Genomic DNA, 25,198 nt, shown 5'->3' with positions numbered 1-25,198 from the left:
ACTTTCGATAAGGCGATTTTTTAAATTCGTTATTTGAAACTTCACTTTTTTCGAATTCGACAGAAATATCAATAGTTATCATTCAACTTTAATAGTCATAATTTAAATAAATAAGCATATAAGAGTGAGCAATTCTTGCATCAATAAATCCAATGTAATTCCTTTATTTTAAGAAGTTAATCAGCTATCTTTGTAATCTGAAATCAGTTTAAATAAAGATAATATTCTGGTGTAAAATACCAATAGAAAAAAGTTGAATAAAAATGAAATTAGATAGAAAAGATATTCTAAAAGCTTTAGAAACAATAACTGTAGCTGGAGAAGGAAAAAATATGGTGGAGAGTGGTGCAGTGGCGAATGTAATCACTTTTGGCGATGAGGTTGTAGTAGATTTAGTTTTGCACACTCCTGCAATGCACATCAAGAAAAGAGCAGAAGAAGATATTAAAAAGACGATTCACGACTTAGTTTCTCCTGATGCGAAAGTAAAAGTAAATACTAAAGTAGAAGCTGCAGTTGCTGAAAACCCAAATCAGATTAAAGGAAAAGCAATTCCAGGAATAAAAAATATTATTGGAGTAGCTTCTGGTAAAGGTGGAGTAGGGAAATCTACTGTTACTGCAAACTTAGCCGTTTCATTAGCAAAAATGGGATTCTCTGTTGGAATACTTGATGCAGATATTTACGGGCCGTCAATGCCAATAATGTTTGACGTAGAAAGCGAGAAACCAGTTTCTGTTATGATTGATGGAAAATCAAAAATGAAACCTGTTGAAAGTTATGAAGTAAAAATACTTTCAATTGGTTTTTTCACATCGCCAAGTCAAGCGGTTATCTGGAGAGGCCCTATGGCTTCTAAAGCGTTGAACCAGATGATATTTGATGCTGATTGGGGAGAACTTGATTTCATGTTGGTAGATTTACCTCCAGGAACTGGAGATATTCACCTTTCAATTGTTCAAGCATTACCTATTACCGGAGTTGTAATTGTAAGTACGCCTCAAGCTGTAGCTTTGGCTGATGCCAAAAAAGGAGTAGCGATGTTCATGTCTGATGCAATTAATGTTCCTGTTTTAGGAATTGTTGAAAACATGGCTTATTTTACACCTGAAGAACTACCTGAAAATAAATATTACATCTTTGGACAAGAAGGTGCTAAAAATCTTGCAGAAGATTTAGAGGTTCCATTCCTTGGCGAAGTTCCAATAGTACAATCAATTCGCGAGGCTGGTGATTACGGACGTCCTGCAGCAATGCAAACGGGTTCAGTTACAGCAAATGTTTTTGAAGAAATTACGCGAAATGTAGTACGAGAAGTGATCAGTAGAAATGAAAACTTACCAGCTACCGAAGCGGTTAAAATAACAACAATGGCGGGTTGTTCATCGGTTAAAAAATAAGGCCAGTAACTGCGTCACGACGAGCAATAATAAAATTAGTATGACAACAGAAGAATTAACGATAGAAGTTCAAAAAGCACTTGAAGAAATCAGACCTTTTTTGAATTCAGATGGTGGAGATATTACGCTTATTTCTATTGAGGATGATAAACATGTAAAAGTGCGTCTTGAAGGTGCTTGTACCAGCTGTAGTGTAAATCAAATGACATTAAGAGCAGGAGTTGAAACTACTATTAAAAAGTTTGCTCCACAAATAGAAACTGTTGTAAATATTCTATAATACAAGGTTATGATTTGCTTTTTAGTAAGTCTTAAAACTTATAAACCACAACCTATTGATGGATGTATTAATAAAAATTAAAGATAGAGAAGGAGTTGTTCATGAATTACAAGCGCCTACTGATATGGCGATGAATATCATGGAATTGTGTAAAGCATACGAACTTCCTGTTGAAGGAACTTGTGGCGGAATGGCAATGTGTGCTTCCTGTCAATGTTACGTCTTAAATGACGTGGAATTACCAGAAATGGGAGAGGATGAAGAGGCAATGCTTTCAGAAGCATTTTACGTCAAGTCAAATAGCCGATTGGGATGCCAAATCCCAATAACTGAAAGTCTTGAAGGACTCGAACTAGAACTTGCTCCTGAGAATTAAATCATAGCGTCACCTCAAGTGACGCTTTTTTTATTTGTTGAGTACATTTGCAGCAATTGGTGCGATGCGTTCCACAAACAAACGATACGCTTTTTCAGAGGGATGTAATCCATCTATTGCAACTAAATCTTTGTCAATAATTCCACCTCTTGTTATTTCGGTAATATCAATAAAGAGGATGCCATTATCTTGACAATAATTTCTAGCAAATCTATTATAATTATCAATCTCGGATGAAATTGACACCATGTTTCCTAATGCTTGACTCGAAGGCGTGTAAGCATAATCAGGAATGGAAATTACAATTAAATTTGATTTATCTCCTTTAGCAAGTGCAATACTTTTAGATACTAATGCTGGAAACTCTACTTGATACAGAGAAAACGACTGACGCTGAAATTGATTGTTAACGCCAATCAATAAAGTGACTAGATCGTAAGTCGGATTTAAATTTTGATTATTTATTGCATCAAGAAGATTTGTTGTTGTCCAACCCGTTTGCGCAATTACTTTTGAACTAAAATTATTTTTCAAATTAGTATTTTGTAATGCAGTCTTTAATTGGAATGGAAAAGTGCATTTTTCGCAAACGCTTTCGCCAAAAGTATAACTATCACCTAGCGCTAAATAATTGATAGTCTGTTCTCTCGTTTTAACCGCTGGTATTGCTGTTACTATTGTTTGATTGCTATTGTTTGCATTAGGTTTTGTATCAATAATTGAATTTTCTACACTACAGCTCGTTATGCTTAATGTTATCAATAGGAATGTCACTACTTGAATTATATTTTTCATTATGCTTTTTTTAGCGATTACGATGTTGCTTAAATAAGAGAACAAAATTTTTTAGTTTGTTCTGCCTATTTCTTGAAATCAACACTTTAATAAAAATATTAAATTCTCTAATACCAACCTATTATTTTTCATTGATCAAATTCTAAATTTGTTATTTTTTTAAAACGTAGAAATTAGAATTACATCACTATTCAGTAATTCAAAGTAATTCCCTCCTCAACAAAAATGCTAGAATTACCATAAAAAGAAAAAGCTTCTTGTTTCCAAGAAGCTTTACTTAAACTATAATTATTTACTATATTATTTGAATGCTGGTATTCCAGTAACGTCCATTCCTGTAATTAATAAATGAATGTCGTGTGTTCCTTCATATGTAATTACAGATTCTAAATTCATCATGTGGCGCATGATAGAGTATTCTCCAGTAATTCCCATTCCGCCTAACATTTGTCTCGCTTCACGAGCGATATGGATTGCCATATCAACATTATTTCTCTTGGCCATTGAGATTTGAGCAGTAGTAGCTCTTCCTTCATTTCTTAAAACACCTAATCTCCACGTCAACAATTGCGCTTTTGTGATTTCAGTAATCATTTCAGCTAATTTCTTTTGTTGTAATTGTGTTCCAGCAATAGGTTTGTCAAATTGTATTCTTTCTTTAGCATAACGCAAAGCAGTATCGTAACAATCCATTGCAGCGCCAATAGCGCCCCAAGCGATTCCATAACGTGCTGAATCAAGGCAACCAAGTGGAGCACCTAATCCAGATTTATTAGGCAACAAATTTTCTTTAGGAACTTTTACATTATCAAATATCAACTCTCCAGTCGATGACGCACGAAGCGACCATTTATTATGTGTTTCAGGAGTAGTAAATCCTTCCATTCCTCTTTCAACAATCAAACCGTGTATTCTACCTTCTTCATTTTTTGCCCAAACGATCGCAATATCAGCAAATGGCGCATTGGAAATCCACATTTTAGCACCGTTCAAAAGATAGTGGTCACCCATATCTTTAAAATTAGTTGTCATTCCACTTGGATTTGAACCATGATCAGGTTCAGTTAATCCAAAGCAACCCATGAATTCTCCAGTAGCTAATTTTGGTAAATATTTTACCCTTTGCTCTTCATTTCCATATTTCCAAATAGGATACATTACCAAAGAAGACTGTACAGATGAGGTAGAACGTACACCAGAATCACCACGTTCTATTTCTTGCATGATTAATCCATAAGATATTTGGTCTAATCCAGCTCCTCCATATTCTTCAGGAATATAAGGACCAAAACCACCGATTTCTCCTAAACCTTTTATGATTTGCTTTGGAAATTCAGCTCTTTGAGCGTATTCTTCTATGATAGGAGATACTTCTCGTTTTACCCAAGCACGTGCTGAGTCACGGACTAATTTATGCTCTTCTGTTAATAAATCATCTAAATTATAATAATCTGGGGCTTGAAATAAGTCTGGTTTCATGATTGTTAATTTTTAATAGAACAAATCTACATAAAGAAATATAACAATTGCATTAACAAATGTTATATTTTTATAATTTATAATATTTTTTTTAGCCAATAAGCATAATAAAAGTATTTAATGTACTAAGCTACAATAAAATGAATTGAAAAAGGAAAAGATTATTAATTAAATAAAGTCTTTTTAGAATAGAGTTTACAATTACATCTTTAAATAAAAATCCTTAGTCAAGGCGATATATTCTGGAGTATAAATATGTCTCGCTGTTTCAATAATTAGCTCATCTATCTCTAAATTAGTGCTTTCAAATCTACTGAAAGCTAACAAACTTCGCTTTATTTCGCTAGTTGGTGTTCCTTTTACGCGAGTGATTTTTATTGGATATAATTCGTAATCTTTGGCTAAAGCCAAAAAAACAATCTCTTCCTTGAAAGGAATTATTAAAGAGAAAATTCCGTTCTCAGAAAGTAATAAATCAGCAGCTTCGATTAAGTCTTCAAAAGGCATGGAGTCAGCAAAACGAGCTAAATCTCTTTGTTTATTGTCAGTTTTGTAATCTTCTGTGTAAAATGGTGGATTTGATATTATCAGATCGTATTCGTCTTCAGGCTCAGCAATAAATTCGTCTAAACCAGCGTGAAAGCAAAATAAACGATCGCTCCAAGGAGAGTTTTCAAAATTATCTACTGATTGTTCGTACGCTTCTTCATCAATTTCTAACGCATCAATTTGTTCAGCGTTACTTCTTTGCGCAAGCATTAGAGCAATGATTCCTGTTCCTGATCCAATGTCAAGAATACTAATTGAATTACTATTTATAGGAGTCCAAGCGCCAAGTAAAACACCATCAGTCCCGATTTTCATCGCGCAGCGGTCTTGATTTACAGAAAATTGTTTGAATTGAAACAAAGTGATTGAAAATTGAAGATTAAAAAATAGTGACTCGAGCATTAGAGAATTTCCGAAGCATTTTAGATTTTGTAAATCTGATCACTAAAAAGAGCCTAAGAATTACTTTTCTTAATGATACATTTCGATAAGTCCTTCTGGCAAGTCCATCACGACTTTTTTATTTTCCCGATCAATTTTAACAAGAAAATGATCAATCATAGGAATAAGAATTTCTACTTCACCATTTAAAACTTCAAAAAGTGGTTGAGCAGTGGTATCATTTATTGATTCTATTTTTCCAACAATGCCAAGGCGCTTGTCTTCAACTTCAAAACCAATTACTTCATGAAAGTAGAATTTGTTACCGCTAAGTTTTGGTAACATTTTTAGAGGAAGATATAAGTCATTACCTATTACAGCATCGGCATCTTCTTCATTATTGATATCTTCAAAACGAATACGAAGAAAATCATTTTTGTGCAGCGAGCTGCTTTCAATAAAAAAAGGAACCAAGTGTTTGTTGCATTCAACAAACACTGATTCCAAGTTTTCGTATAACTCAGGTTCGTCCGTGTCTAAATAGGCAAGAACTTCTCCTTTGAAACTAAATTTTTTAGCGATTTTACCTAAATAGAAACAATCTTCTTTACGCATTTCTCGCTATTAAAATTATGCTTCAGTTGTTTCGTTATTTTCTTCTGCAGCAGGAGTTTCTTCAGCCGAAGCTTCAACTTCTTCTTCTACAGCTGGAGTTGCAGCAGCAATAGCATCTGCTTCAGCTTGTGCAGCTGCAGCTAAACGTTTTGCGTTTACATCTTGTTCTGCTTTAAAAGCTTTAGCTTTAACATCAGCTTGCGCTTTAGTTAAACCATCTTTTTTAGCATCAACTTTTCCAGATTTTGCATCTAACCAAGTTGTTAATTTTGCATCAGCTTGCTCTTGAGTTAAAGCTCCTTTACGGATACCTCCATCAAGGTGATGTTTCAACAAAGCTCCTTTGTAAGAAAGAATTGCTTTAGCAGTATCAGTTGGTTGAGCACCATTGTGCAACCATCTAACTGCAGCATCAAGGTTTAAGTCGATAGTTGCTGGGTTTGTGTTTGGATTGTAAGTACCAATTTTCTCTAGGTATTTACCATCTCTTTTTGAGCGTGCATCTGCAGCTACAACCCAGTAAAAAGGTTTTCCTTTTTTACCGTGTCTTTGTAATCTAATTTTTACTGACATAATCTTGTGATTAAATTTTGAGGTACTCGACCTCGATTAATTAAGGGTGCAAAGATACATTTTTTATTGGTTTCTACTACAGTGAAATCTATTTTAATCAAGGGTAATGCTTTAGCAATTCTTTGCCTGTTTTCATTTTATAAATCGCATTCTATTTATATAGGTAAATAGTTTATTTTTGTTTGTTCAAATTCAGTCGTATGAAAAAAACAACTCTTTTGTTATTAGTGCTTTTTTCATTGTTTTCATGTGAGGAGGATGTTAAGTTTAATAATCCTTCTATTCAGGGAATGAAAAACAATGTTTTTTGGCGAGCAGTAGATTCAAGGGCAACTTTATTGTCTGATGGATCTTTATTAATAGAAGCGTACACAGCAAATGAAGTTCTAACTTTAAAAACTTCTTCTAATAATTTAGATCTCTATCAATTAGGACAAAATAATTTAGAAACTGCAGTTTTTTTGTCTTCCAAAGAAGGGAATCAAGTTATGTACAGAACTGGAACTGATATTGGTGCAGGCCAAATTATCATCGAAAAATACGACGAAATTAATAAAACTGTTACAGGAACTTTTAAATTTAATGCGAAAAATATAGATGCGTTTGAATTAGTTGATCCTATATTAAGCTTGCAGCAAGGAGTTTTTTATAAAATTCCGGTGGGTTTACAAATTCCTTAAATAAATTTTATCTCGCATAACTATAATGTAAAATGCTTTATTCGCTGGAACTATTGCTATTACGATTGCATGAAATGATTAAAATAGTGATTTTATCCGCATTCTAATTTCGTTATAAATCATAAATAAGCTAATATATAGTAGATTACAAAATAAATGCACTACATTTGTTGTATTATTTAAATAAGTACATATGAATATTTTTGTTGGAAGCCTTCCATTCAGTATTGAGGAAGCAGATTTAAGAGAGTCTTTCGAGGCTTACGGAGCAGTTGATTCAGTTAAAATTATTACTGATAAATTTACTGGAAGAAGTAAAGGATTTGGTTTTGTTGAAATGGCAAATGATGACGAAGCTCAAAAAGCAATTGACGAATTGAACGGTGCAACTGTTCAAGGACGTGCAATCGTTGTAAACAAATCTGAGCCAAAACCAGAAGGCGAAAGAAGAAGTTTTAACAATAACAGTCGTGGTGGAGATTCACGCGGTGGTTATGGTGGTGGAAACAGCCGTGGTGGAGAAAACCGTGGTGGTGGAAACAGAGGAGGATATTAATATTTTTTTCTACAACTATAAGAAAAGGTGTCAATGTAAATTGACACCTTTTTTGTTTTAAATAATAAAGCTTTTCTAATTTCTTAAATTTTTTATCTTTAAGAATACATTTCTTTTTCTACTTTGATTATTGATTATTAGATTAGCAAGATTGTAATTGTGTTTAGTAGAATCTAAGTAGTTGATTTAATAGTTTAATAATAGCTGATCATAAAAAAACCATCCCTTTTATAGAATGGTTTTCATAATATTATATGTACGTTGGTTTATAAATTAGCTACTAACCAGTCTCCAACATCACTAGTTGAATATGCTTTAGCTCCTTTAACAACTAAATCTTCGGTTACAATTCCTTGTTGTAATGATTTATTAACTACAGCTCTAATGGCTTCTGCTTCTTCTTTTAATCCAAAAGCATCCTCAAACATCATTGCTGCTGATAATACAGTTGCAAGTGGATTAGCAATATTTAATCCTGTAGCTTGTGGATACGAACCGTGAATTGGCTCGTACAAAGACGTATGCTCTCCCACAGATGCAGATGGCATTAATCCCATTGAACCAGAAATCACAGACGCTTCGTCAGTTAATATATCTCCAAATAAATTTTCGGTGATTAATACGTCATATGAATTTGGCCATTGAACTAAACGCATAGCAACCGCATCGACAAATTCATAAGAGACAGTAACTTCAGGATAATCTTTCTCCATTGCTTGAACTGTTTCTCTCCATAGTCGTGATGTCTCTAGAACATTTGCTTTATCAACGCAACATAACTTTTTAGTTCTAGTCATTGCTAATTCAAATCCTTTTTTAGCTAAGCGTTGCACTTCAGCTCTCGTATATACGCAGTTGTCAAAAGCGGTTTCACCACCATCTCTTCTACCTTTTTCTCCAAAATATATTCCGCCAGTTAATTCTCTTAGGAAAACTAAGTCGGTACCTTCGATTCTTTCTCTTTTCAACGGACTGTTATCAATCAAAGAAGGAAAAGTGAATGTAGGTCGAACGTTAGCAAACAAACCTAATTTTTTACGCATTAATAATAAACCTTGCTCTGGGCGAACTGGTGCCAATGGATCATTATCATATTTGGGATGACCAATTGCGCCGAATAATACAGCATCTGCAGCCATACAAATTTCATGCGTTTCATCAGGATAAGGCACGCCAACCGCATCAATAGCACAAGCTCCTGTAAGCGCAGGAGTCCAAGTAATTTCGTGATTAAATTTTTTTGCAATAGCATCCGAAACTTTTACAGCTTCGTTAATTACTTCTGGTCCAATTCCGTCTCCAGCTAAAAGTGCAATAGTGTATTTCATGTTTTATAGTTTTATTCCTAACCAGACTTCCTCTGAAGGAGGGGGAGCCGAGATGGGAAAGTATAATGTTTGTATTTTTTTTATTTGTCTAACTGATTTAGGCTCCCGTCCCTTCGGTGAGGGTTGGTGAGGGGATCACATTTAACATCTTTTGTGTTGCCACAATAGCAGCTACAGTTTGATCAGAATCCAATCCTCTTGTTTTAAATTCTTTTCCATTATTTGTCCAAGTAATTATCGTCTCGCACAGTGCATCTGAACTACTTCCTGGGGGAATTCGCACAGCGTAGTCAATCAATTTGGGTAACTCTAAATTTTTAGTTTTATAAATTTTTGCTAATGCATTCATAAAAGCATCAAATTGTCCGTCGCCTTGTGCATGCTCTTCAATAATTTCACCATCTATTTTTAAAGATAGAGTGGTAGAGGGACGCATTCCTTTTGCATGAGATAGAATGTACGATTCAACCACAATTTTTTCTAAATAAGATTGACTGTCCAACACATCTGAGATTATATAAGGTAAATCTTCCTTAGTAACTGTTTCTTTTTTATCACCTAATTCAATGATTCTTTGCGTAACTAGTTTTAAATCTTCAGGATTTAATTGCAGCCCTAATTCTTGTAGGTTTTTTTCAATATTGGCTTTGCCAGATGTTTTGCCTAAAGCATATTGTCTTTTTCTGCCAAAGCGCTCCGGTAATAAATCGTTAAAATAAAGATTATTTTTATTGTCACCGTCTGCATGAATTCCCGCAGTTTGTGTGAAAACGTTGTCACCTACAATTGGTTTATTTGCTGGAATTCTATAGCCTGTAAAAGTTTCGACTAATTTACTTACTGAGTATAGTGAAGATTCTTTAACGTTCATTTCTATTTCTGGCATAAAATCATTAATAACGGCGACTGTACTTTCAAGAGGAGCATTACCAGCGCGCTCTCCCATTCCGTTCACAGTAACATGTAGTCCATGAATTCCAGCTTTAACTGATTCCATTACATTAGCAATGCTTAGGTCATAGTCATTATGGGCATGGAAATCAAAATGCGTATTAGGATATTTTGATGTAATTTGGGAAATAAAATTAAATGTTTCCGAAGGAATAAGAACTCCTAAAGTGTCCGGTAGCAGAATTCTTTTTACCGGTTGTTTTGTTAGAAAATCTAAATATTGGAAAACATATTCTGGCGAATTTCGCATCCCGTTACTCCAATCTTCTAAATAGACATTTGTATCAATATTATTTTGTTGTGCTAACGCAATTGTTTGTGCTATTTCATCAAAATGTTGTTGTGGAGTTTTCTTCAGTTGGTGCGTCAAGTGATTTAGCGAACCTTTAGTCAGTAAATTTTGAACTTTAGCACCAGTATTCTTCATCCATTCGATGGAAAGACCTCCATCGACGAAAGTTAAAACTTCAATTCTCTTGCTGTATCCCTTCTCTTCGGCCCAAGCCATAATTCCTTTAACACCGTGAAATTCACCTTCACTGACACGCGCAGATGCAATTTCTATTCGATCAATATTTAATTCCTCTAGGAGTAATTGTGCAATGGTTAATTTTTCTGCAGCAGAAAAAGATACTCCCGAGGTTTGTTCACCATCGCGAAGCGTCGTATCCATTATTTCAATTTTTCTTTTTTTCATTAGTGTAAAGATGCTATCGATTTTTATAATGTAAAACCGATGTATTTATTTAAGAGAAGGAAACTAAAAAAGTAATTTAATTTTTTACAGATTTTTTTAATAAGGAAGCTTATCAGCAAATTCAATAATATCTTCTTTGATATTTTGTAAATAGTCTATGTCATCAAATCCATTCAACATGTTATTCTTTTTGTAACCATTGATGTCGAAAGATTCTTTCTCGCCAGTAGCTTTTAAAGTAATCGTTTGCTCAGGGAGATTAATTTCTAGTTCAGTATTTGGATCAGCTTCGATTGCAGCAAAAATTTTATCTGAAAATTCTGCACTTACTTGAACAGGTAAAACACCAATATTTAAGCAGTTTCCTTTAAAGATATCAGCAAAGAAAGACGAAACCACCGCTCTAAAGCCATAATCATAAACAGACCAAGCTGCGTGCTCACGAGAGGATCCCGACCCAAAGTTTTTTCCACCTACCAAGATTTTTCCAGAATAGGTTGGGTTGTTTAAAACAAAATCTGCTTTTGGAGAATCATCTCCATTGTATCTCCAGTCACGGAAAAGGTTATCGCCAAAGCCAACACGCTCTGTCGCTTTCAAGAAACGAGCTGGAATAATTTGGTCAGTATCTACGTTTTCTATTGGTAACGGCACCGCGCTACTCGTAAGGATATTAAATTTATCGTATGCCATGGGAATTTTAGATTTTAGATTAACGATTTTAGATTGTTGATTTCTGCGAAGAGACCTATTTTTAATCGCTATTTTTTTTATGTAATATATTGTAAAATGTCACTTTAATAAAAAATTTAGTATTCTAACGGAATCTGAAATGCGACGCCAGTTCGCTAGCGCTCGGGTCAAAAATCGTTGATCTACATTCTTAAATCTTTTAAAAAAGCTCTCTAGGATCTGTTAATTTTCCAGTAACGGCAGCAGCAGCAGCCATAATCGGACTTGCTAAAAGTGTTCTAGAACCTGGACCTTGACGGCCTTCAAAGTTTCTATTTGATGTACTTACCGCATATTTACCAGCTGGAACTTTATCATCATTCATCGCTAAACAGGCCGAACATCCTGGCTGACGCAATACAAATCCAGATTCAGTTAGAATGTCTAACAAACCTTCTTCTTTAATTTGTGCTTCTACAACGTGAGAACCGGGAACCAACCAAGCCGTAACATTATCTGCTTTTTTTCGACCTTTTACAATTTCTGTAAATGCTCTAAAATCTTCAATTCGTCCATTAGTACAACTTCCTAGGAAAACAAAATCAATTGGTTTACCAATCATTACGTCATTTTCTTGAAAGCCCATGTAGGCTAATGATTTTTTATAGGTTTCAGCTCCGCCTTCAACTTGGTTCGCACTGGGAATACTTTTTGAAATACCAATTCCCATTCCGGGATTTGTACCATAAGTAATCATCGGTTCGATATCAGCTGCATCAATATTTAATTCAGAATCAAAAACCGCATCGGTATCTGTTTTTAAAGTTTTCCAATATTCCACCGCTTTAGTCCAAGCTTCTCCTTTCGGAGCGTATAATCTTCCCTCAAGGAAATCGAATGTTTTTTGATCTGGTGCAATCATTCCACCACGAGCACCCATTTCGATACTTAGGTTACAAACAGTCATACGACCTTCCATTGACATTTCTTCAAAAACATTTCCTGCATATTCAGCAAAATATCCAGTTCCTCCAGAAGTTGTTAATTTGGAAATAATGTAAAGTGCAACGTCTTTTGGACCAACACCTTTACTCAATGTGCCATTTACGTTGATACGCATTTTCTTTGGCTTTGGCTGCATGATGCATTGTGTAGCCATTACCATTTCTACCTCAGAAGTTCCAATCCCAAATGCAATTGCACCAAAAGCACCATGAGTAGAAGTATGTGAATCACCACATACTATTGTTGCACCTGGAAGTGTAATTCCATTTTCAGGACCTACCACGTGTACAATTCCATTTTTTTTATGGCCTAAACCCCAATGTGAAATTCCATATTCTGCAGCGTTATCTTCTAAAGCTTTTAATTGATTAGCTGATAAAGGGTCTTCAACAGGTAAATGTTGATTTATCGTTGGTGTATTATGATCCGCTGTCGCAAATGTGCGTTCTGGATATAAAACTTTAATATTTCTTGATTTTAAACCTAAAAAAGCAACAGGGCTCGTAACTTCATGAATGAAATGACGGTCAATAAAAAACACATCTGGTCCATCTTCAATTTTACGCACAACATGCGAATCCCATACTTTGTCAAATAATGTAGTACTCATTTTAATAGTTTTTTTATTGTATTTCTTCTTTAAATATCCAAGTTATTTTTTGGAAAAATAGTAATCGAAGCAAATTTATAAAAATTGATAAAGTAGAAAATTTCGAATATTGATTATATACGATACCCAAATAGTTTTTATGGTAGCGTAGTCATATGGTTTGCCATTTTAGTAGTGGTTACGCCTTTTGAGTTTATTACATTTTTAAAGTTAGTGTGGAAATGATGTTTTATATGTTATTTGATTAATTATAGTAAATTCATAATATAAGGTTAAATTTAGTAGTGTATTTTAGGAATAATTAAATGTAAAAGAAAAATATCTGATTATTTTTCATTGTAGCAGTGCTTGACTCACATTTAATTACGATTTGGAAGTAGCATTTTAGGCCCATTAAAACTAATTATTATATTAATTAATGTCGGATGAACGAGAGAAATTTCTACAAAATATTACGACATCCAAAATTTAGAAAAAAAGTAGATCTATTCTTTTTATTTCGAAAACCGAAATTAATTTTAAGGATTTCTGATTAAAAATATAGGAGAATGCTGTACAAAAAAGAGTAGTAGTTTTTCTTTCCAATATTAAAAACTAAGCGTTCTTATTTGTGTAAAAAAAGCCTAAATTTGAAGTTCAATTTTTGTGATTTTAAATAATTACAAACACTTCAATTCCAGATATGTACTTAATATTCGATACTGAAACCACAGGATTACCTAAGCGTTGGGGCGCACCTATTTCTGATACTGACAACTGGCCACGTTGTATTCAAATCGCATGGCAGCTGCATGATGATATGGGGAAACTCGTCGAGCATCAGGATTATTTGGTAAAACCAGAAGGCTTTAATATTCCGTATGATGCCGAAAGAATTCACGGTATTTCTACTGAATTATCCGAAGCAGAAGGTATTTCTTTGGCCGAAGTGTTGGCGAAATTTAATATTGCATTAGGTAAAACCAAATATATTGTAGGTCAGAATTTAGGTTTTGATATCAATATTATGGGCTGTGAATTTTACAGAATGGGAGTGGAAAGCCAAATGAGCTCCATGCCAATTCTGGATACTTGTACAGAGGTTACTGCTTCTTTATTGAAATTGCCTGGAGGTCGTGGAGGAAAATTCAAATTGCCTACATTGACAGAATTACATAGTTATTTATTTAACAAACCTTTTGGCGAAGCGCACAACGCAACTGCCGATGTGGAGGCAACTACGCGTTGTTTTTTAGAATTAATTCGTAGAGAAATTTTTACCAAAGAAGAGCTTGATGTTCCTGCTAATTATTTTCAAGAGTTCCAAAGTAAGAATCCAAGTGAGATTAAACTTATTGGATTAAAACATATTAATCTTAAGGCAGCTTCGGAGAAAATTCGTCAGCAGTTTGGGGAAAAGCAAGAGCCAGCAGTTTCAAAGAAAGAGCTTTCCGATAATAAAAAAGTACTGGTAGATACCCAATTTGTGCATTTACACAATCATACACAATTTTCGGTATTGCAATCTACCATTAGTATTGCGGCTTTAGTTAAAGCGGCGGCACAGCAAAAAATGCCTGCAGTTGCTATGACGGATCATGCTAATTTAATGGGTGCTTTTCATTTTGTGCGCGATATTTTATATCATAATAAATCGGCTGAAGGCAAAAATAAAATAGCGGTAGAAAGCGGAGAAGAACCTACTGAGGTAACTATGAAACCTATTGTAGGTTGTGAGTTTTTTGTATGTGAAGACCATAAAAACAAGTCGGTTAAGGATAACGGATACCAAATAGTACTTTTGGCGAAAACTAAAAAAGGATATCATAATTTGGCGAAAATGTCTTCAATCGCATATACAGAAGGGTTTTACTACGTACCAAGAATTGATAGGAAAGTAATTCAAAAGTATAAAGAAGATATTATCGTATTGTCTGGAAATCTCTATGGTGAAATACCAAATAAGATTTTGAATATTGGTGAAAACCAAGCTGAAGAAGCACTGATTTGGTGGAAAAACGAATTCAAAGGTGATTTCTACATTGAGGTTATGCGCCACAATCAAGAAGATGAAAATAGAGTGAATGCCTCTTTGATTTCATTGGCAAGAAAACACGATGTCAAAATTGTAGCAACTAATAATACGTTTTATATAGATAAAGAAAATTCGAATGCACATGATATTTTGCTTTGTGTTCGCGATGGCGAAAAGCAAACCACGCCAATAGGTCGAGGTCGTGGTTATCGCTACGGATTACCAAATCAAGAATATTACTTCAAATCGGGAGACGAGATGAAGCAGCTTTTCAATAATTTACCAGAAGCGATTTCGAATATTTCGGAGATTGTAGATAAAATTGAAATTTACGACTTAGCGCGCGAAGTATTACTTCCCAAATTTGAAATTCCAACTGAGTTTGAAGTTCCAGAAGATGCTGCCGACGGAGGAGTTCGTGGAGAAAACGCCTATTTGAGACATCTAACTTTTGAAGGTGCCAATATACGTTACCCTGAAATTACTGAAGAAATTCAAGAACGACTGGACTTTGAATTATTAACAATTTCAAATTCTGGTTATCCAGGATATTTCTTGATTGTACAAGATTTAATTGCTGAGGCTCGAAGCATGGGAGTTTCTGTTGGGCCAGGAAGGGGTTCTGCAGCAGGTTCTGTAGTGGCGTATTGTTTGAAGATTACGAATATAGATCCTTTAAAATACAATCTCCTTTTTGAGCGTTTCTTGAATCCGGATCGTGTGTCACTTCCCGATATTGATATCGATTTTGATGATGAAGGTCGCAGCAGTGTCATGGATTATGTTATTAGAAAATACGGTTCAAAACAAGTAGCACAAATTATCACTTATGGTAAAATGGCCACTAAATCTGCCATTAGAGATACTGCAAGAGTATTAGATTTACCTTTATTTGAAGCTGATAAAATTGCCAAATTGATTCCGGGCATGATGCCGTCAAAATGGAATTTAGCGCGTTTTTTAAATGAGAAAGAAGACTTAATAAAAAAGGCTGTTCGTCCTGAGGAATATATTAATATCAAAGAACTAATAAGTCTTGCTAATGAAGATGATTTAGGTGGAGAGACCATTCAGCAAGCTAAAGTTTTAGAAGGAAATTTACGAAATACTGGTATTCACGCTTGTGGTGTGATTATTACACCTAGCGACATTACTGATTTTGTTCCCGTAGCTACTGCCAAAGATTCAGATTTGTACGTAACGCAGTTTGATAACTCCGTTGTAGAAAGTGCAGGTTTATTAAAAATGGATTTCTTGGGTTTAAAAACTCTTACGTTAATTAAGGATACCGTAAAATTAGTAAAATATAGAAGTGGAATTGATCTCGATCCAGATGCGTTTCCTATCGATGATGTGAAGACGTATGAGCTTTTTCAACGCGGAGAAACAGTTGGTATTTTTCAATATGAAAGTCCAGGAATGCAGAAGTATATGAAGGAATTGAAACCTACGGTTTTTCCTGATTTAATTGCGATGAACGCATTGTATCGTCCAGGTCCAATTGCTTACATTCCGAGTTTTGTTAAGAGAAAAAATGGTGAAGAAGAGATTATTTATGATCTTGATGCTTGTGAAGAATTACTAAAAGATACTTACGGAATTACTGTTTACCAAGAGCAGGTGATGCTTTTGTCCCAAAAGTTAGCAGATTTCTCTAAAGGTGACGCCGATGTTTTGCGTAAAGCGATGGGAAAAAAGCAAAAAGATGTCTTAGATAAAATGAAACCTAAATTTATTAATCAGGCTGCCGCCAAAGGTCATGCTGAAGATAAATTAGAGAAAATCTGGAAAGACTGGGAAGCATTTGCAGAATATGCATTTAATAAGTCACACTCAACATGTTATGCTTGGATTGCGTATCAAACCGCCTACTTAAAAGCGAATTATCCAGCGGAATATATGGCTGCGGTTTTGTCAAATAATATGAGTGATATCAAGCAAGTCTCCTTCTTTATGGAGGAATGCAAGCGAATGGGATTGCAAGTTTTAGGTCCTGATGTAAATGAATCCTTTTATAAATTCACTGTAAATGATGATTATGCAGTCCGTTTTGGGATGGGAGCTATTAAAGGTGTTGGTTCTGGCGCAGTTGCAACAATTGTAGAGAATAGAAAAGACACAAAGTATAAATCGATATTTGATTTGGCTAAGCGAATTGATTTGCGTGCGGCCAATAAAAAAGCAATTGAAAACTTAGCTTTAGCTGGTGGATTTGATTCTTTTGGGAATACCACAAGAGCACAATATTTTCATGATGATGGCGACGGAATTACTTTTTATGAAAAAGCGATTCGATATGGTTCGAAATATCAAGAGAATGAAAACTCGTCTCAAGTGAGTTTATTTGGCGAAAGTAGTGATGTCCAAATTGCTGAACCAATCGTTCCTCCCTGCGAAGATTGGAGTACGATGGAAAAACTCGCCAAAGAAAAAGAGGTTGTGGGAATCTATATTTCTGGACATCCGCTCGACGATTTTAAATTTGAAATGAAGTATTTCTGTAATTCTAAGTTAGAAGCACTTAAAAACATGGAAGCGCATGTGGGTAAAACGCTCGCTTTTGGTGGTATTGTTTCAAATGTTCAAAGAAGAATTGCTAAGAATGGAAAGGAATGGGCGATTTTTAACCTTGAAGGTTTTGACGAAAGTTTTGAGTTTAAAATATTCAATGAAGAGTATTTAAATTTCCATCGCTTCTTGCTTCCTAATAATTTCGTTTATTTTAAAATATTAATTAAAGACGGATGGGTAAATAGAGATACGGGTAAAAAATCAGAACCTAGAATGCAATTTACTGACGCGAAGCAACTGCAGGATGTCTTGAGTATTTTTGCTAAGAAACTCATATTATTACTTAATATAAGTGACTTAGAAGCAGAATTTATTCATAAGTTAAGTCATCTTTTTCAGGAAAATAAAGGGGATAATACCGTTGCTTTCGAAATTATGGAAATCGAAAAAACAAAACGTTTAGTTGAAGTTGCGCCAATAGAATCTGAAAATGAAGAAGAGGTATTTATTGATGAAAATGAAGACTCAGATATAGAGGGTGATGAAATGATGGGTTCAGAATCAGTGGTTAAAGCAAAAGTTGAAGAGGTAGAGGAAATAAAAGTGGTCACTAAATTAACAATGCCGAGTAGAAGACTAAAAATTAAAATTTCGAACGAATTGCTGATGGAGCTCGAAAAAATGCAAATAAACTTCAAGTTAAATTAGATTAATTCGGAAATTTTTATTTTCTAAATGTTAAATTTTCACTTGTAAAGCCTTGATTTTTATATGCATGCATATAAAACAAGCTAATTAGAGCTATTTTATTTACAATATAAGGTATAGCTGTGGATGAAATCATTTAAATTTGTGTAAAACAAAAAACATTATTATGAAAAAGAATCTTTTTTTATTAGGATTTATGGCTTGCTCTATGACTATGATGGGGCAAACTGACCAAAACGAAAGCTGGTATTTTAAATTAGGCGGATCTTTTTTTACACAGACTGCTGCTACTGAATTTCCTACTGTAGGAGGTAACGCTGCATTAAGCAAAGTGTATGTAGGAGGAAAATTAATATCTGAAGAAAGTGTAACTGGATCTTTTGGAGAAGGTTTTAGAACTGGATTTACTGCAGGATACCGTTTTAATCAACGTTTAGGTGTTGAGATGGGTGTTAACTACTACAACAGTACCGACAAAACAATGGCGCAGACAATGACAGATAATATCTTTATTTCTGGAGGTAAGCCTGTATTTAATTTCAAATCTGTAGGTCAAATTACAGCATTTGATTTAGCTCCTGCTTTAGTGTTGTTTTTAGGAGAACATAAAGGTTTTGAGCCGTATACTAAAGTTGGTGTTTTAGTACCTATTCATGGTGACTTAGTAATTACTACTGATGCAATTGCACCAACTGGTGTTCCAAATCCTGCAACTGTGGCTGTTCGTAGCGTTGATAAAGTAAAACCAAATCCAACATTAGGTTTTATGTCAGCTTTAGGAACTTCATATAAGTTAGGTAAAAATATTTCTGCTTTTGCTGAGTTAGAGTACCGTAACTTTACTGTTCACGGTAAAACTAAAGAAACCACTGAGTACACTGTAAACGGGAATGATGCACTTGCTACTAGAACTCAAGCGCAAATTCATACTAATTACCAAGATAAAATTAATGTAAACTCTAATAATGCTTCTACAAACGCAAGTTTTGATAGCACAAAACCAATGGACGAATTAAGTTCATATGTTGGAATTAGTGGTTTAGGATTAACTTTAGGTTTGAAATATAGTTTGTAAACATTTCGTTTTTCAATTAAAAAAAGAGGTTGTCTAATTGGCAGCCTCTTTTTTTTAGCCCTGATCGAAACGGCATCCTTTTAATGGCTTATTGCGAGGAACGAGCAAAAAGCAAATAAAAGATATAGTGCAGAGCGGGAGTAGCTCCTAAAATAAAATCAAAAAGAAATTAAAATTGATTTATAAAGATTGTCAATACATTTATAGTTAAAACTAATTTTTGAATGGTGTTTGATATGTATTTAATTTCTAAATTTGTAATTACGTTTTGAATATGATCAAAACTTTTAAACTTAAAATAAAACAATATGGCATTAGCAATAACAGATGCTACTTTTGAAGAAGTAGTTTTGAAATCAGACAAACCGGTAATGGTAGATTTTTGGGCAGCATGGTGTGGACCTTGTAGAATGGTTGGTCCAATCATTGACGAACTAAGCAGCGAGTACGAAGGAAAAGTTGTTATAGGGAAAGTTGATGTTGATGCAAATCAAGAATTTGCTGCAAAATACGGAGTGAGAAACATACCTACAGTTTTAGTTTTCCATAACGGAGAAGTAGTAGGAAAACAAGTAGGAGTTGCTCCTAAACAAACTTACGCAGATAGTTTAGACGCTTTGTTGTAGTTTTAATCAACTAAGTACTCTCAATAATAGTATAAAAAGGTTTGGCGAAAGTCAAGCCTTTTCTTATTTTTAGCCTACATTAATCTTTATTCAAATGAAAATCAGTTCCTATTTATTGTGTTTTACTATGGTTGTTTTTTCTTGTCAATCTGTTAAGAAAACGACTGTAGCTTTAGAAGCTGGAATTTCTCAAGAACTGGCTTTGTATCGTAAAAGTCAAATTACTGAAGCATCCTATAATTTGTCGTTTGCTATTCCAAAAGAAAAAGAAAGTCCTATCTTATCTAAGCTACTGTTAAAAGTTACTCTTCAAGATATTGAACAACCCTTATATTTAGATTTTAATGAAAAGAAAGAGAATCTAAATTCTGTTGTAGTTAATGGCACAAGTATCAAAGTAGTACACGAAAAAGAGCACTTAATTATTGCTAAAGAATACTTGAATAAAGGAGAAAATTCTGTTGAGGTAAATTTCATCGCTGGAGAATTATCTTTAAATAGAAATGATGATTTTTTATACACCTTATTAGTTCCAGATAGAGCTAGCACTTTATTTCCTTGTTTCGATCAGCCCGATATTAAAGCTACTTACACACTTTCAATATCGGCGCCAAAAGGATGGTCAGTTTTAGCAGGATCGCCATTGTATAAAGAGACGAGTGAAGGAGATTATGTTACATATCAATTCGAAAAGTCTGATAAGATGAGCACGTATTTATTTTCATTCGTAGCGGGTGAATTTAAGAGCGTTTCTCAAAATGTAAATAACTTTCCGATGACAATGTTGTATCGAGAAAATAACGTTGAAAAAATTAGCGAGAGTACGGATGCTATTTTCGATTTGCACCGCCAATCAATCTCTTTTTTAGAAAAATACACTCAGTTTCCTTTTCCATTTAAAAAATTAGATTTTGCTACAATTCCAGTTTTTCAGTATGGAGGAATGGAGCATGTAGGTGCTATTCAGTATCGAGAATCGAAGTTGTTTTTAGATAATAGCGCTACTGACAGCGAAAAGCTGAGTAGAGGAAAACTAATTGCACATGAAAGTTCTCATATGTGGTTTGGTGATTTGGTAACTATGAAATGGTTCAACGACGTTTGGATGAAGGAAGTGTTTGCTAATTTTATGGCTGATAAAATAATGAATCCTGCGTTTCCGGATATCAATCACAATTTACAGTTCCTAGCAACACATTATTCAAGTGCTTATGATGAAGATCGTACGAAGGGTACTCATCCAATTAGACAGAATTTAGCAAATCTTAAAAATGCAGGTTCTCTTTATGGGAATATAATTTATAATAAAGCTCCCATTATGATGCGACAGTTAGAAGCAACGATGGGAAAGGTTGATTTTCAAAAAGGAATTCGGAAATACATTCACAATTATGCAAATTCAAATGCCGATTGGGAAAATCTAGTTGAGATTTTAGATAAGGAAACTTCTGTGAATATAAAGGAGTGGAGTGATGTATGGGTCAATCAATCAGGACGAGCACTATTTACAGATGATATTAAGTATGATGATGCAAACCGAATTACAAACTTTACAATTCACCAAGAAGCAGAAGATGGCTCTAAGAATATATGGCCTCAAATTTTCGAAATAGGTTTGGTATACCCAAATACTGTTAAAACTATAAAAATTAATGTTAAAGATCGAAGCACTCAAGTAACTGATGCTATTGGTAGTGAGATACCTATTTCAATTATTTATAATTATAATGGTTTTGGCTATGGAGTTTTTCCAACTGACGCTAATAATTTAGAGCAAATTCCTAATATAAAGGATGAAGTAGCGAGGGCGTATAGTTACATTAATGTCTATGAAAACACATTAATAGGTAAAATTCCTCCAGTAGTGGCTTTCAGTAGTTTTTTAAAAGGAATTGCCGAGGAGCAAAATGAATTAATTGTACGATTATTTTCTAATCAAATAAGTTCTTTGTTTTGGGATTTCCTAACGCCTAAACAGCAAGCTGTCGCTCAAACTGAATTAGAATTGTTACTTAATAAAAGACTGGAATCAAGTTTGCCTCCAAATGTGAAAAAGACTTTGTTTGGTTTGTTTGAGAGTACGGCCTATTCTAAATCTGCTAGCGATAAGTTATACCAAATTTGGAGTAAAGAGATTTCAATTCCTAATTTGAAATTAAATGAAGATGATTATATTAATATGGCTATGGATTTAGCGATTTATAAATATTATAAATCGGATGAGGTTCTTAAAAAAACGAGGGAATCTATAACTAGTGCTGATAAACGAAAGCGTTTTGATTTTTTACTTCCTTCGATATCAAATGATATAAATGTAAGAGATGATTTTATGACTTCGCTAAAATCGCAGAAAAATAGAGAGAAGGAAGCCTGGGTTCAAGTAGCTTTAGCTAACATTCATCACCCTTTACGCCAAGAAATTTCAAAGAAGTATTTAAAACAAGGCTTGGAAATGATTGAAGAGGTTCAGCTTACAGGAGATATTTTCTTTCCTAAAGGTTGGTTAGTAAACAGTGTGGGGAAATATTCTTCGGTAGATGCGTATGAAATAGTGGTTGACTTTTTAAAAGAAAATCCTAACTTCAGTCCGATATTAAAAAGGAAATTGCTACAAGCAACCGACAATTTATCACGCGCTCAAATAATTAAAAAAGAAGCAGAATGAAAATAGAATCGCAAATAGAAAAAATATCGAGTTTTCAGCATCTTGAATTATTAGCAAATCAAGTTGTTGAAGGTTTCATTTCTGGAATGCATAAAAGTCCATTTCATGGATTTTCAGCTGAATTTGCGGAGCATAAAGTATATAATCTTGGCGAAAGCACTAAACATATCGATTGGAAGCTATTTGCCAAAACGGATCGTCTATTTACTAAGAAATATGAAGAAGAGACTAATTTACGCTGTCATATTATTATTGACAATTCTTCCTCGATGCATTATCCTAAATTGAAAGAAGGTCAAAATTTCTTTGAAAATAAGATTGGATTTTCTGTTTTAGCAGCTGCAGTATTAATGAATTTATTGAAAAAGCAACGCGATGCGGTGGGTTTAAGTGTTTTTTCAAATACTTACGAATACTATGCGCCTGAAAAAGGTAGCGATCGCCATCATAGAATGATTTTGAATACGCTTGAAGAATTGTTAGTAAAGACTAACAATCAAAAGTTCACAGACACAATTACATTCATACATCAAATAGCGGAAAAAATTCACCGTCGCTCGATGATCATTTTATTTACTGATATGTTTCAGGCAGAGAAGGAAGAAGAACTATTTAACGCCTTGCAACATTTAAAGCATAATAAGCATAAAGTGGTTTTGTTTCATGTAGTCGATGCTAAAACGGAACTGAATTTTGACTTCGATAATGCGCCTAGAAAGTTCATTGATTTAGAAACTGGTGAAGAAATCGCTGTTTTTGCCGATAATGTGAAGCAAGAATACGAAAGTGAAGTTGAAAAATACTTTAAAAAGTTGGCTTTAACCTGTTCTCAAAATAGAATTAAGTATGTTCCGGTAAGTGTGGATGAAAGTTTTGAAAAAATACTTTTAACATACTTGGTTGAAAAACAAAACTTTGGCTAATAGAATAAAAATTTATTAATTATTTTTCAAATAAACACTTGCGTAAACGGAAATCTATTGTATCTTTGCCACCGCAATAACGCAGAGGTTTGGTAGTTCAGTTGGTTAGAATACATGCCTGTCACGCATGGGGTCGCGGGTTCGAGTCCCGTCCAGACCGCAATATTGGGGAAAGCCTTTCGTAACAGAAAGGCTTTTTTGCCCCATAAGGTTTTTAACGTTAGTTGTGTTGTTTGCTGCGAATTTGTAACTCGTAGCGGGTTTAGTAGTTAGACCAATGAAAAGCTTTTCGCTTCGGCGAATAGCTTTTTTGATTTAAGAAGAAGGAATTTCATTTAATAGGTGATAATTAGTTAGAGGCCATTAGATTTAAGTTTCATCAGTATAAGGGTTTAGGTTAAAAATATTGGTTTGGTAGTTCAGTTGGTTAGAATACATGCCTGTCACGCATGGGGTCGCGGGTTCGAGTCCCGTCCAGACCGCCAGTATTTAAAAAAGTCTTTCGTAACAGAAAGACTTTTTTTGTTTTAATACTTTTGAATTAAAAAACAAGATTGATGCTGTCGTAGTTATTGAGAAGCTAATTTTATAAAATTGTAGTTTCGTTTTGATAACTGCTTCTTGAAGATTTATTAAAATTCAATTTTAAACACATTTCCACTCGGCTAGATTTTCTTTTGGGCGTTACCCTTTATAAAAAAAGAGCCTGTTACCTTTTCTGGTAACAGGCTCTTTTTTTATAAAGGGTCGGGCTATTCGCTTCAAGTCCTCGCAAAGTTTTGTTTCACTTCACTTTGCTGTGGGCTATCCGCTGCTATCCCTAACGCGGACTAGAATTAGAATCAAGACTTTTAAACACTCCTATATATAAGGTGTGTTTAATTTATAATTATAGTTTGTTTATAATACTCCACTTTGAACGTTTATAGTAGTTTCGTCAAATTATTACTGAAACGCTTCCTTATATATAGTAGTTAAAACGTCTCCTATATAATCCACTGCTTTTACAACAAAGGTTATTTTATGGTTGACTTGTAGTAGTAGACACTATTTAGGATCTGAAGCTTCGGTAATGATATAAAGTAATATAGGGAAAACCCTCAATTTCTAGTAGATATTACAATCAGAATACAGTTGCAGTAAAATATTTCACCATTCAAGTTTCACGTTTTAAGCTATTTAAATAGAACGGTATTAAATTGTTAAATAAAAGTGCGCAAAAAAGCTTGTATAACGGTATAAACGTTGTAGTTTTGCACCCGCAACAGCGCAGACGTTCTTACTTAATTAATGGAAATCGAATCAAAACTAAGGCGAAAGTTTTAGAAAAAAGATTTGGCAGAAATAAAAGAAGTAATTACATTTGCCGTCCCTAACGGGTTGCAAGTTCTTAGACAGATTGAGCAGGTAGAGAAGTGGAGCGATCAACTTATCACTTGAAAAGCGGATAAAATTTATTTTCTAAAAACTTTTCAAAAAGCCTTGTGAGATTTAAAAAGAGGTTGTACTTTTGCACCCGCCTTGAGAGACACATTATATGTGTTAATTGAGACGAGAAACTGAAATAAATTCAGTTTAAAAAATTAAGAAGAACACGTTCCTAGACATATTGAATTGACAGCCGTTTTAACAGAGATGTTAGAACAAAAGAATAAGAGTAATAGAATTGAGAGATTTGAAAAAACCGATAGAATTGGAGTCGCATAATAACTAGCTTAGATTTTATTTA

General features: G+C 34.1%; 19 protein-coding genes and 2 tRNA genes. 12 read left to right on the top strand and 9 right to left on the bottom strand.

What is annotated here, in order from left to right; all coding sequences use genetic code 11:
- The first annotated feature begins 263 nt into the window (after positions 1-263).
- The 3 genes from BC961_RS03785 to BC961_RS03775 are packed head-to-tail and all read left to right on the top strand — an operon-like array spanning position 264 to position 2,056.
- Complete coding sequence (locus tag BC961_RS03785; RefSeq protein WP_121924537.1) at positions 264-1,400, top strand: Mrp/NBP35 family ATP-binding protein; 1,137 nt, start codon at positions 264-266, stop codon at positions 1,398-1,400.
- 40 nt (positions 1,401-1,440) lie between these two features.
- Positions 1,441-1,680, top strand: coding sequence for a NifU family protein (locus BC961_RS03780; protein ID WP_073205171.1), 240 nt, complete (start codon positions 1,441-1,443; stop codon positions 1,678-1,680).
- Positions 1,681-1,738: 58 nt separating this feature from the next.
- The gene (locus BC961_RS03775) at positions 1,739-2,056 is read left to right on the top strand and encodes a 2Fe-2S iron-sulfur cluster-binding family protein (RefSeq protein WP_121924536.1); all 318 of its coding nucleotides are present in this window, start codon (positions 1,739-1,741) and stop codon (positions 2,054-2,056) included.
- Between the two features lie 30 nt (positions 2,057-2,086).
- Here BC961_RS03775 and BC961_RS03770 read toward each other — a convergent pair whose 3' ends face one another.
- From BC961_RS03770 to BC961_RS03750, 5 genes are all read right to left on the bottom strand, one after another.
- A complete protein-coding gene (locus BC961_RS03770) occupies positions 2,087-2,851 on the bottom strand; it encodes an SGNH/GDSL hydrolase family protein (RefSeq protein ID WP_121924535.1) in 765 nt (254 codons plus the stop codon).
- Positions 2,852-3,151: 300 nt separating this feature from the next.
- Positions 3,152-4,330 carry an acyl-CoA dehydrogenase family protein gene (locus tag BC961_RS03765; RefSeq protein WP_121924534.1) on the bottom strand — a complete coding sequence of 393 codons (1,179 nt, stop codon included), beginning with the start codon at positions 4,328-4,330 and terminating at the stop codon, positions 3,152-3,154.
- Positions 4,331-4,531: 201 nt separating this feature from the next.
- Positions 4,532-5,239, bottom strand: coding sequence for a tRNA1(Val) (adenine(37)-N6)-methyltransferase (locus tag BC961_RS03760; protein WP_121925085.1), 708 nt, complete (start codon positions 5,237-5,239; stop codon positions 4,532-4,534).
- Positions 5,240-5,350: 111 nt separating this feature from the next.
- A complete protein-coding gene (gene rimM, locus BC961_RS03755; protein ID WP_121924533.1) occupies positions 5,351-5,875 on the bottom strand; it encodes a ribosome maturation factor RimM in 525 nt (174 codons plus the stop codon).
- Positions 5,876-5,890: 15 nt separating this feature from the next.
- Positions 5,891-6,448, bottom strand: a complete 558-nt coding sequence (locus tag BC961_RS03750; protein ID WP_121924532.1) for a 30S ribosomal protein S16 — start codon at positions 6,446-6,448, stop codon at positions 5,891-5,893.
- Between the two features lie 200 nt (positions 6,449-6,648).
- On the opposite strand from BC961_RS03750, the gene BC961_RS03745 reads away from it, so the two are divergent.
- Complete coding sequence (locus BC961_RS03745; RefSeq protein WP_121924531.1) at positions 6,649-7,128, top strand: DUF6252 family protein; 480 nt, start codon at positions 6,649-6,651, stop codon at positions 7,126-7,128.
- 193 nt (positions 7,129-7,321) lie between these two features.
- Positions 7,322-7,684 carry an RNA recognition motif domain-containing protein gene (locus BC961_RS03740; protein ID WP_121924530.1) on the top strand — a complete coding sequence of 121 codons (363 nt, stop codon included), beginning with the start codon at positions 7,322-7,324 and terminating at the stop codon, positions 7,682-7,684.
- 266 nt (positions 7,685-7,950) lie between these two features.
- Here BC961_RS03740 and leuB read toward each other — a convergent pair whose 3' ends face one another.
- From leuB to leuC, 4 genes are all read right to left on the bottom strand, one after another.
- Entirely contained in the window at positions 7,951-9,012 is a 1,062-nt protein-coding gene (leuB, locus tag BC961_RS03735) for a 3-isopropylmalate dehydrogenase (RefSeq protein ID WP_121924529.1), read from the bottom strand.
- Between the two features lie 97 nt (positions 9,013-9,109).
- The gene (locus tag BC961_RS03730; protein ID WP_121924528.1) at positions 9,110-10,660 is read right to left on the bottom strand and encodes an alpha-isopropylmalate synthase regulatory domain-containing protein; all 1,551 of its coding nucleotides are present in this window, start codon (positions 10,658-10,660) and stop codon (positions 9,110-9,112) included.
- Between the two features lie 96 nt (positions 10,661-10,756).
- The gene (gene leuD, locus BC961_RS03725; protein ID WP_121924527.1) at positions 10,757-11,353 is read right to left on the bottom strand and encodes a 3-isopropylmalate dehydratase small subunit; all 597 of its coding nucleotides are present in this window, start codon (positions 11,351-11,353) and stop codon (positions 10,757-10,759) included.
- A gap of 199 nt (positions 11,354-11,552) precedes the next feature.
- On the bottom strand, positions 11,553-12,947 hold the full coding sequence (gene leuC, locus BC961_RS03720; protein ID WP_121924526.1) for a 3-isopropylmalate dehydratase large subunit: 1,395 nt from the start codon (positions 12,945-12,947) through the stop codon (positions 11,553-11,555).
- Between the two features lie 682 nt (positions 12,948-13,629).
- On the opposite strand from leuC, the gene dnaE reads away from it, so the two are divergent.
- The 7 genes from dnaE to BC961_RS03685 all read left to right on the top strand — a co-directional run bounded on the left by dnaE (position 13,630) and on the right by BC961_RS03685 (position 23,954).
- A complete protein-coding gene (dnaE, locus tag BC961_RS03715; RefSeq protein WP_121924525.1) occupies positions 13,630-18,180 on the top strand; it encodes a DNA polymerase III subunit alpha in 4,551 nt (1,516 codons plus the stop codon).
- 166 nt (positions 18,181-18,346) lie between these two features.
- Positions 18,347-19,255 (top strand): outer membrane beta-barrel protein, encoded by a 909-nt coding sequence (locus BC961_RS03710; protein ID WP_121924524.1) that lies wholly within the window; start codon positions 18,347-18,349, stop codon positions 19,253-19,255.
- Between the two features lie 308 nt (positions 19,256-19,563).
- Complete coding sequence (trxA, locus tag BC961_RS03705) at positions 19,564-19,881, top strand: thioredoxin (protein ID WP_073205221.1); 318 nt, start codon at positions 19,564-19,566, stop codon at positions 19,879-19,881.
- A gap of 94 nt (positions 19,882-19,975) precedes the next feature.
- A complete protein-coding gene (locus BC961_RS03700) occupies positions 19,976-22,546 on the top strand; it encodes a M1 family metallopeptidase (RefSeq protein ID WP_121924523.1) in 2,571 nt (856 codons plus the stop codon).
- Complete coding sequence (locus BC961_RS03695) at positions 22,543-23,469, top strand: DUF58 domain-containing protein (protein ID WP_121924522.1); 927 nt, start codon at positions 22,543-22,545, stop codon at positions 23,467-23,469. The genes BC961_RS03700 and BC961_RS03695 overlap by 4 nt, the downstream gene beginning before the upstream one ends.
- An 86-nt stretch (positions 23,470-23,555) precedes the next feature.
- A tRNA-Asp gene (locus BC961_RS03690) sits at positions 23,556-23,629 on the top strand.
- Between the two features lie 248 nt (positions 23,630-23,877).
- Positions 23,878-23,954: transfer RNA gene (locus BC961_RS03685), tRNA-Asp, on the top strand.
- The last annotated feature ends 1,244 nt before the right edge of the window (positions 23,955-25,198 follow it).

The sequence above is a fragment of the Flavobacterium weaverense genome (genome assembly GCF_003688495.1).
Taxonomy (GTDB): domain Bacteria; phylum Bacteroidota; class Bacteroidia; order Flavobacteriales; family Flavobacteriaceae; genus Flavobacterium; species Flavobacterium weaverense.
The sequence above is the reverse complement of the archived record's forward strand: the minus strand, read 5'-3'. Positions and strand labels throughout refer to the sequence as shown.

Bases quoted from the DNA above. Each gene is read 5' to 3' on its own strand.
- BC961_RS03785 (WP_121924537.1), top strand. From the start codon at position 264: ATGAAATTAGATAGAAAAGATATTCTAAAAGCTTTAGAAACAATAACT.
- BC961_RS03750 (WP_121924532.1), bottom strand. From the start codon at position 6,448: ATGTCAGTAAAAATTAGATTACAAAGACACGGTAAAAAAGGAAAACCT.
- leuB (WP_121924529.1), bottom strand. From the start codon at position 9,012: ATGAAATACACTATTGCACTTTTAGCTGGAGACGGAATTGGACCAGAA.
- leuD (WP_121924527.1), bottom strand. From the start codon at position 11,353: ATGGCATACGATAAATTTAATATCCTTACGAGTAGCGCGGTGCCGTTA.
- rimM (WP_121924533.1), bottom strand. From the start codon at position 5,875: ATGCGTAAAGAAGATTGTTTCTATTTAGGTAAAATCGCTAAAAAATTT.
- BC961_RS03745 (WP_121924531.1), top strand. From the start codon at position 6,649: ATGAAAAAAACAACTCTTTTGTTATTAGTGCTTTTTTCATTGTTTTCA.
- BC961_RS03730 (WP_121924528.1), bottom strand. From the start codon at position 10,660: ATGAAAAAAAGAAAAATTGAAATAATGGATACGACGCTTCGCGATGGT.
- BC961_RS03780 (WP_073205171.1), top strand. From the start codon at position 1,441: ATGACAACAGAAGAATTAACGATAGAAGTTCAAAAAGCACTTGAAGAA.
- dnaE (WP_121924525.1), top strand. From the start codon at position 13,630: ATGTACTTAATATTCGATACTGAAACCACAGGATTACCTAAGCGTTGG.
- BC961_RS03695 (WP_121924522.1), top strand. From the start codon at position 22,543: ATGAAAATAGAATCGCAAATAGAAAAAATATCGAGTTTTCAGCATCTT.
- BC961_RS03765 (WP_121924534.1), bottom strand. From the start codon at position 4,330: ATGAAACCAGACTTATTTCAAGCCCCAGATTATTATAATTTAGATGAT.
- BC961_RS03740 (WP_121924530.1), top strand. From the start codon at position 7,322: ATGAATATTTTTGTTGGAAGCCTTCCATTCAGTATTGAGGAAGCAGAT.
- BC961_RS03770 (WP_121924535.1), bottom strand. From the start codon at position 2,851: ATGAAAAATATAATTCAAGTAGTGACATTCCTATTGATAACATTAAGC.
- leuC (WP_121924526.1), bottom strand. From the start codon at position 12,947: ATGAGTACTACATTATTTGACAAAGTATGGGATTCGCATGTTGTGCGT.
- BC961_RS03700 (WP_121924523.1), top strand. From the start codon at position 19,976: ATGAAAATCAGTTCCTATTTATTGTGTTTTACTATGGTTGTTTTTTCT.
- trxA (WP_073205221.1), top strand. From the start codon at position 19,564: ATGGCATTAGCAATAACAGATGCTACTTTTGAAGAAGTAGTTTTGAAA.
- BC961_RS03775 (WP_121924536.1), top strand. From the start codon at position 1,739: ATGGATGTATTAATAAAAATTAAAGATAGAGAAGGAGTTGTTCATGAA.
- BC961_RS03710 (WP_121924524.1), top strand. From the start codon at position 18,347: ATGAAAAAGAATCTTTTTTTATTAGGATTTATGGCTTGCTCTATGACT.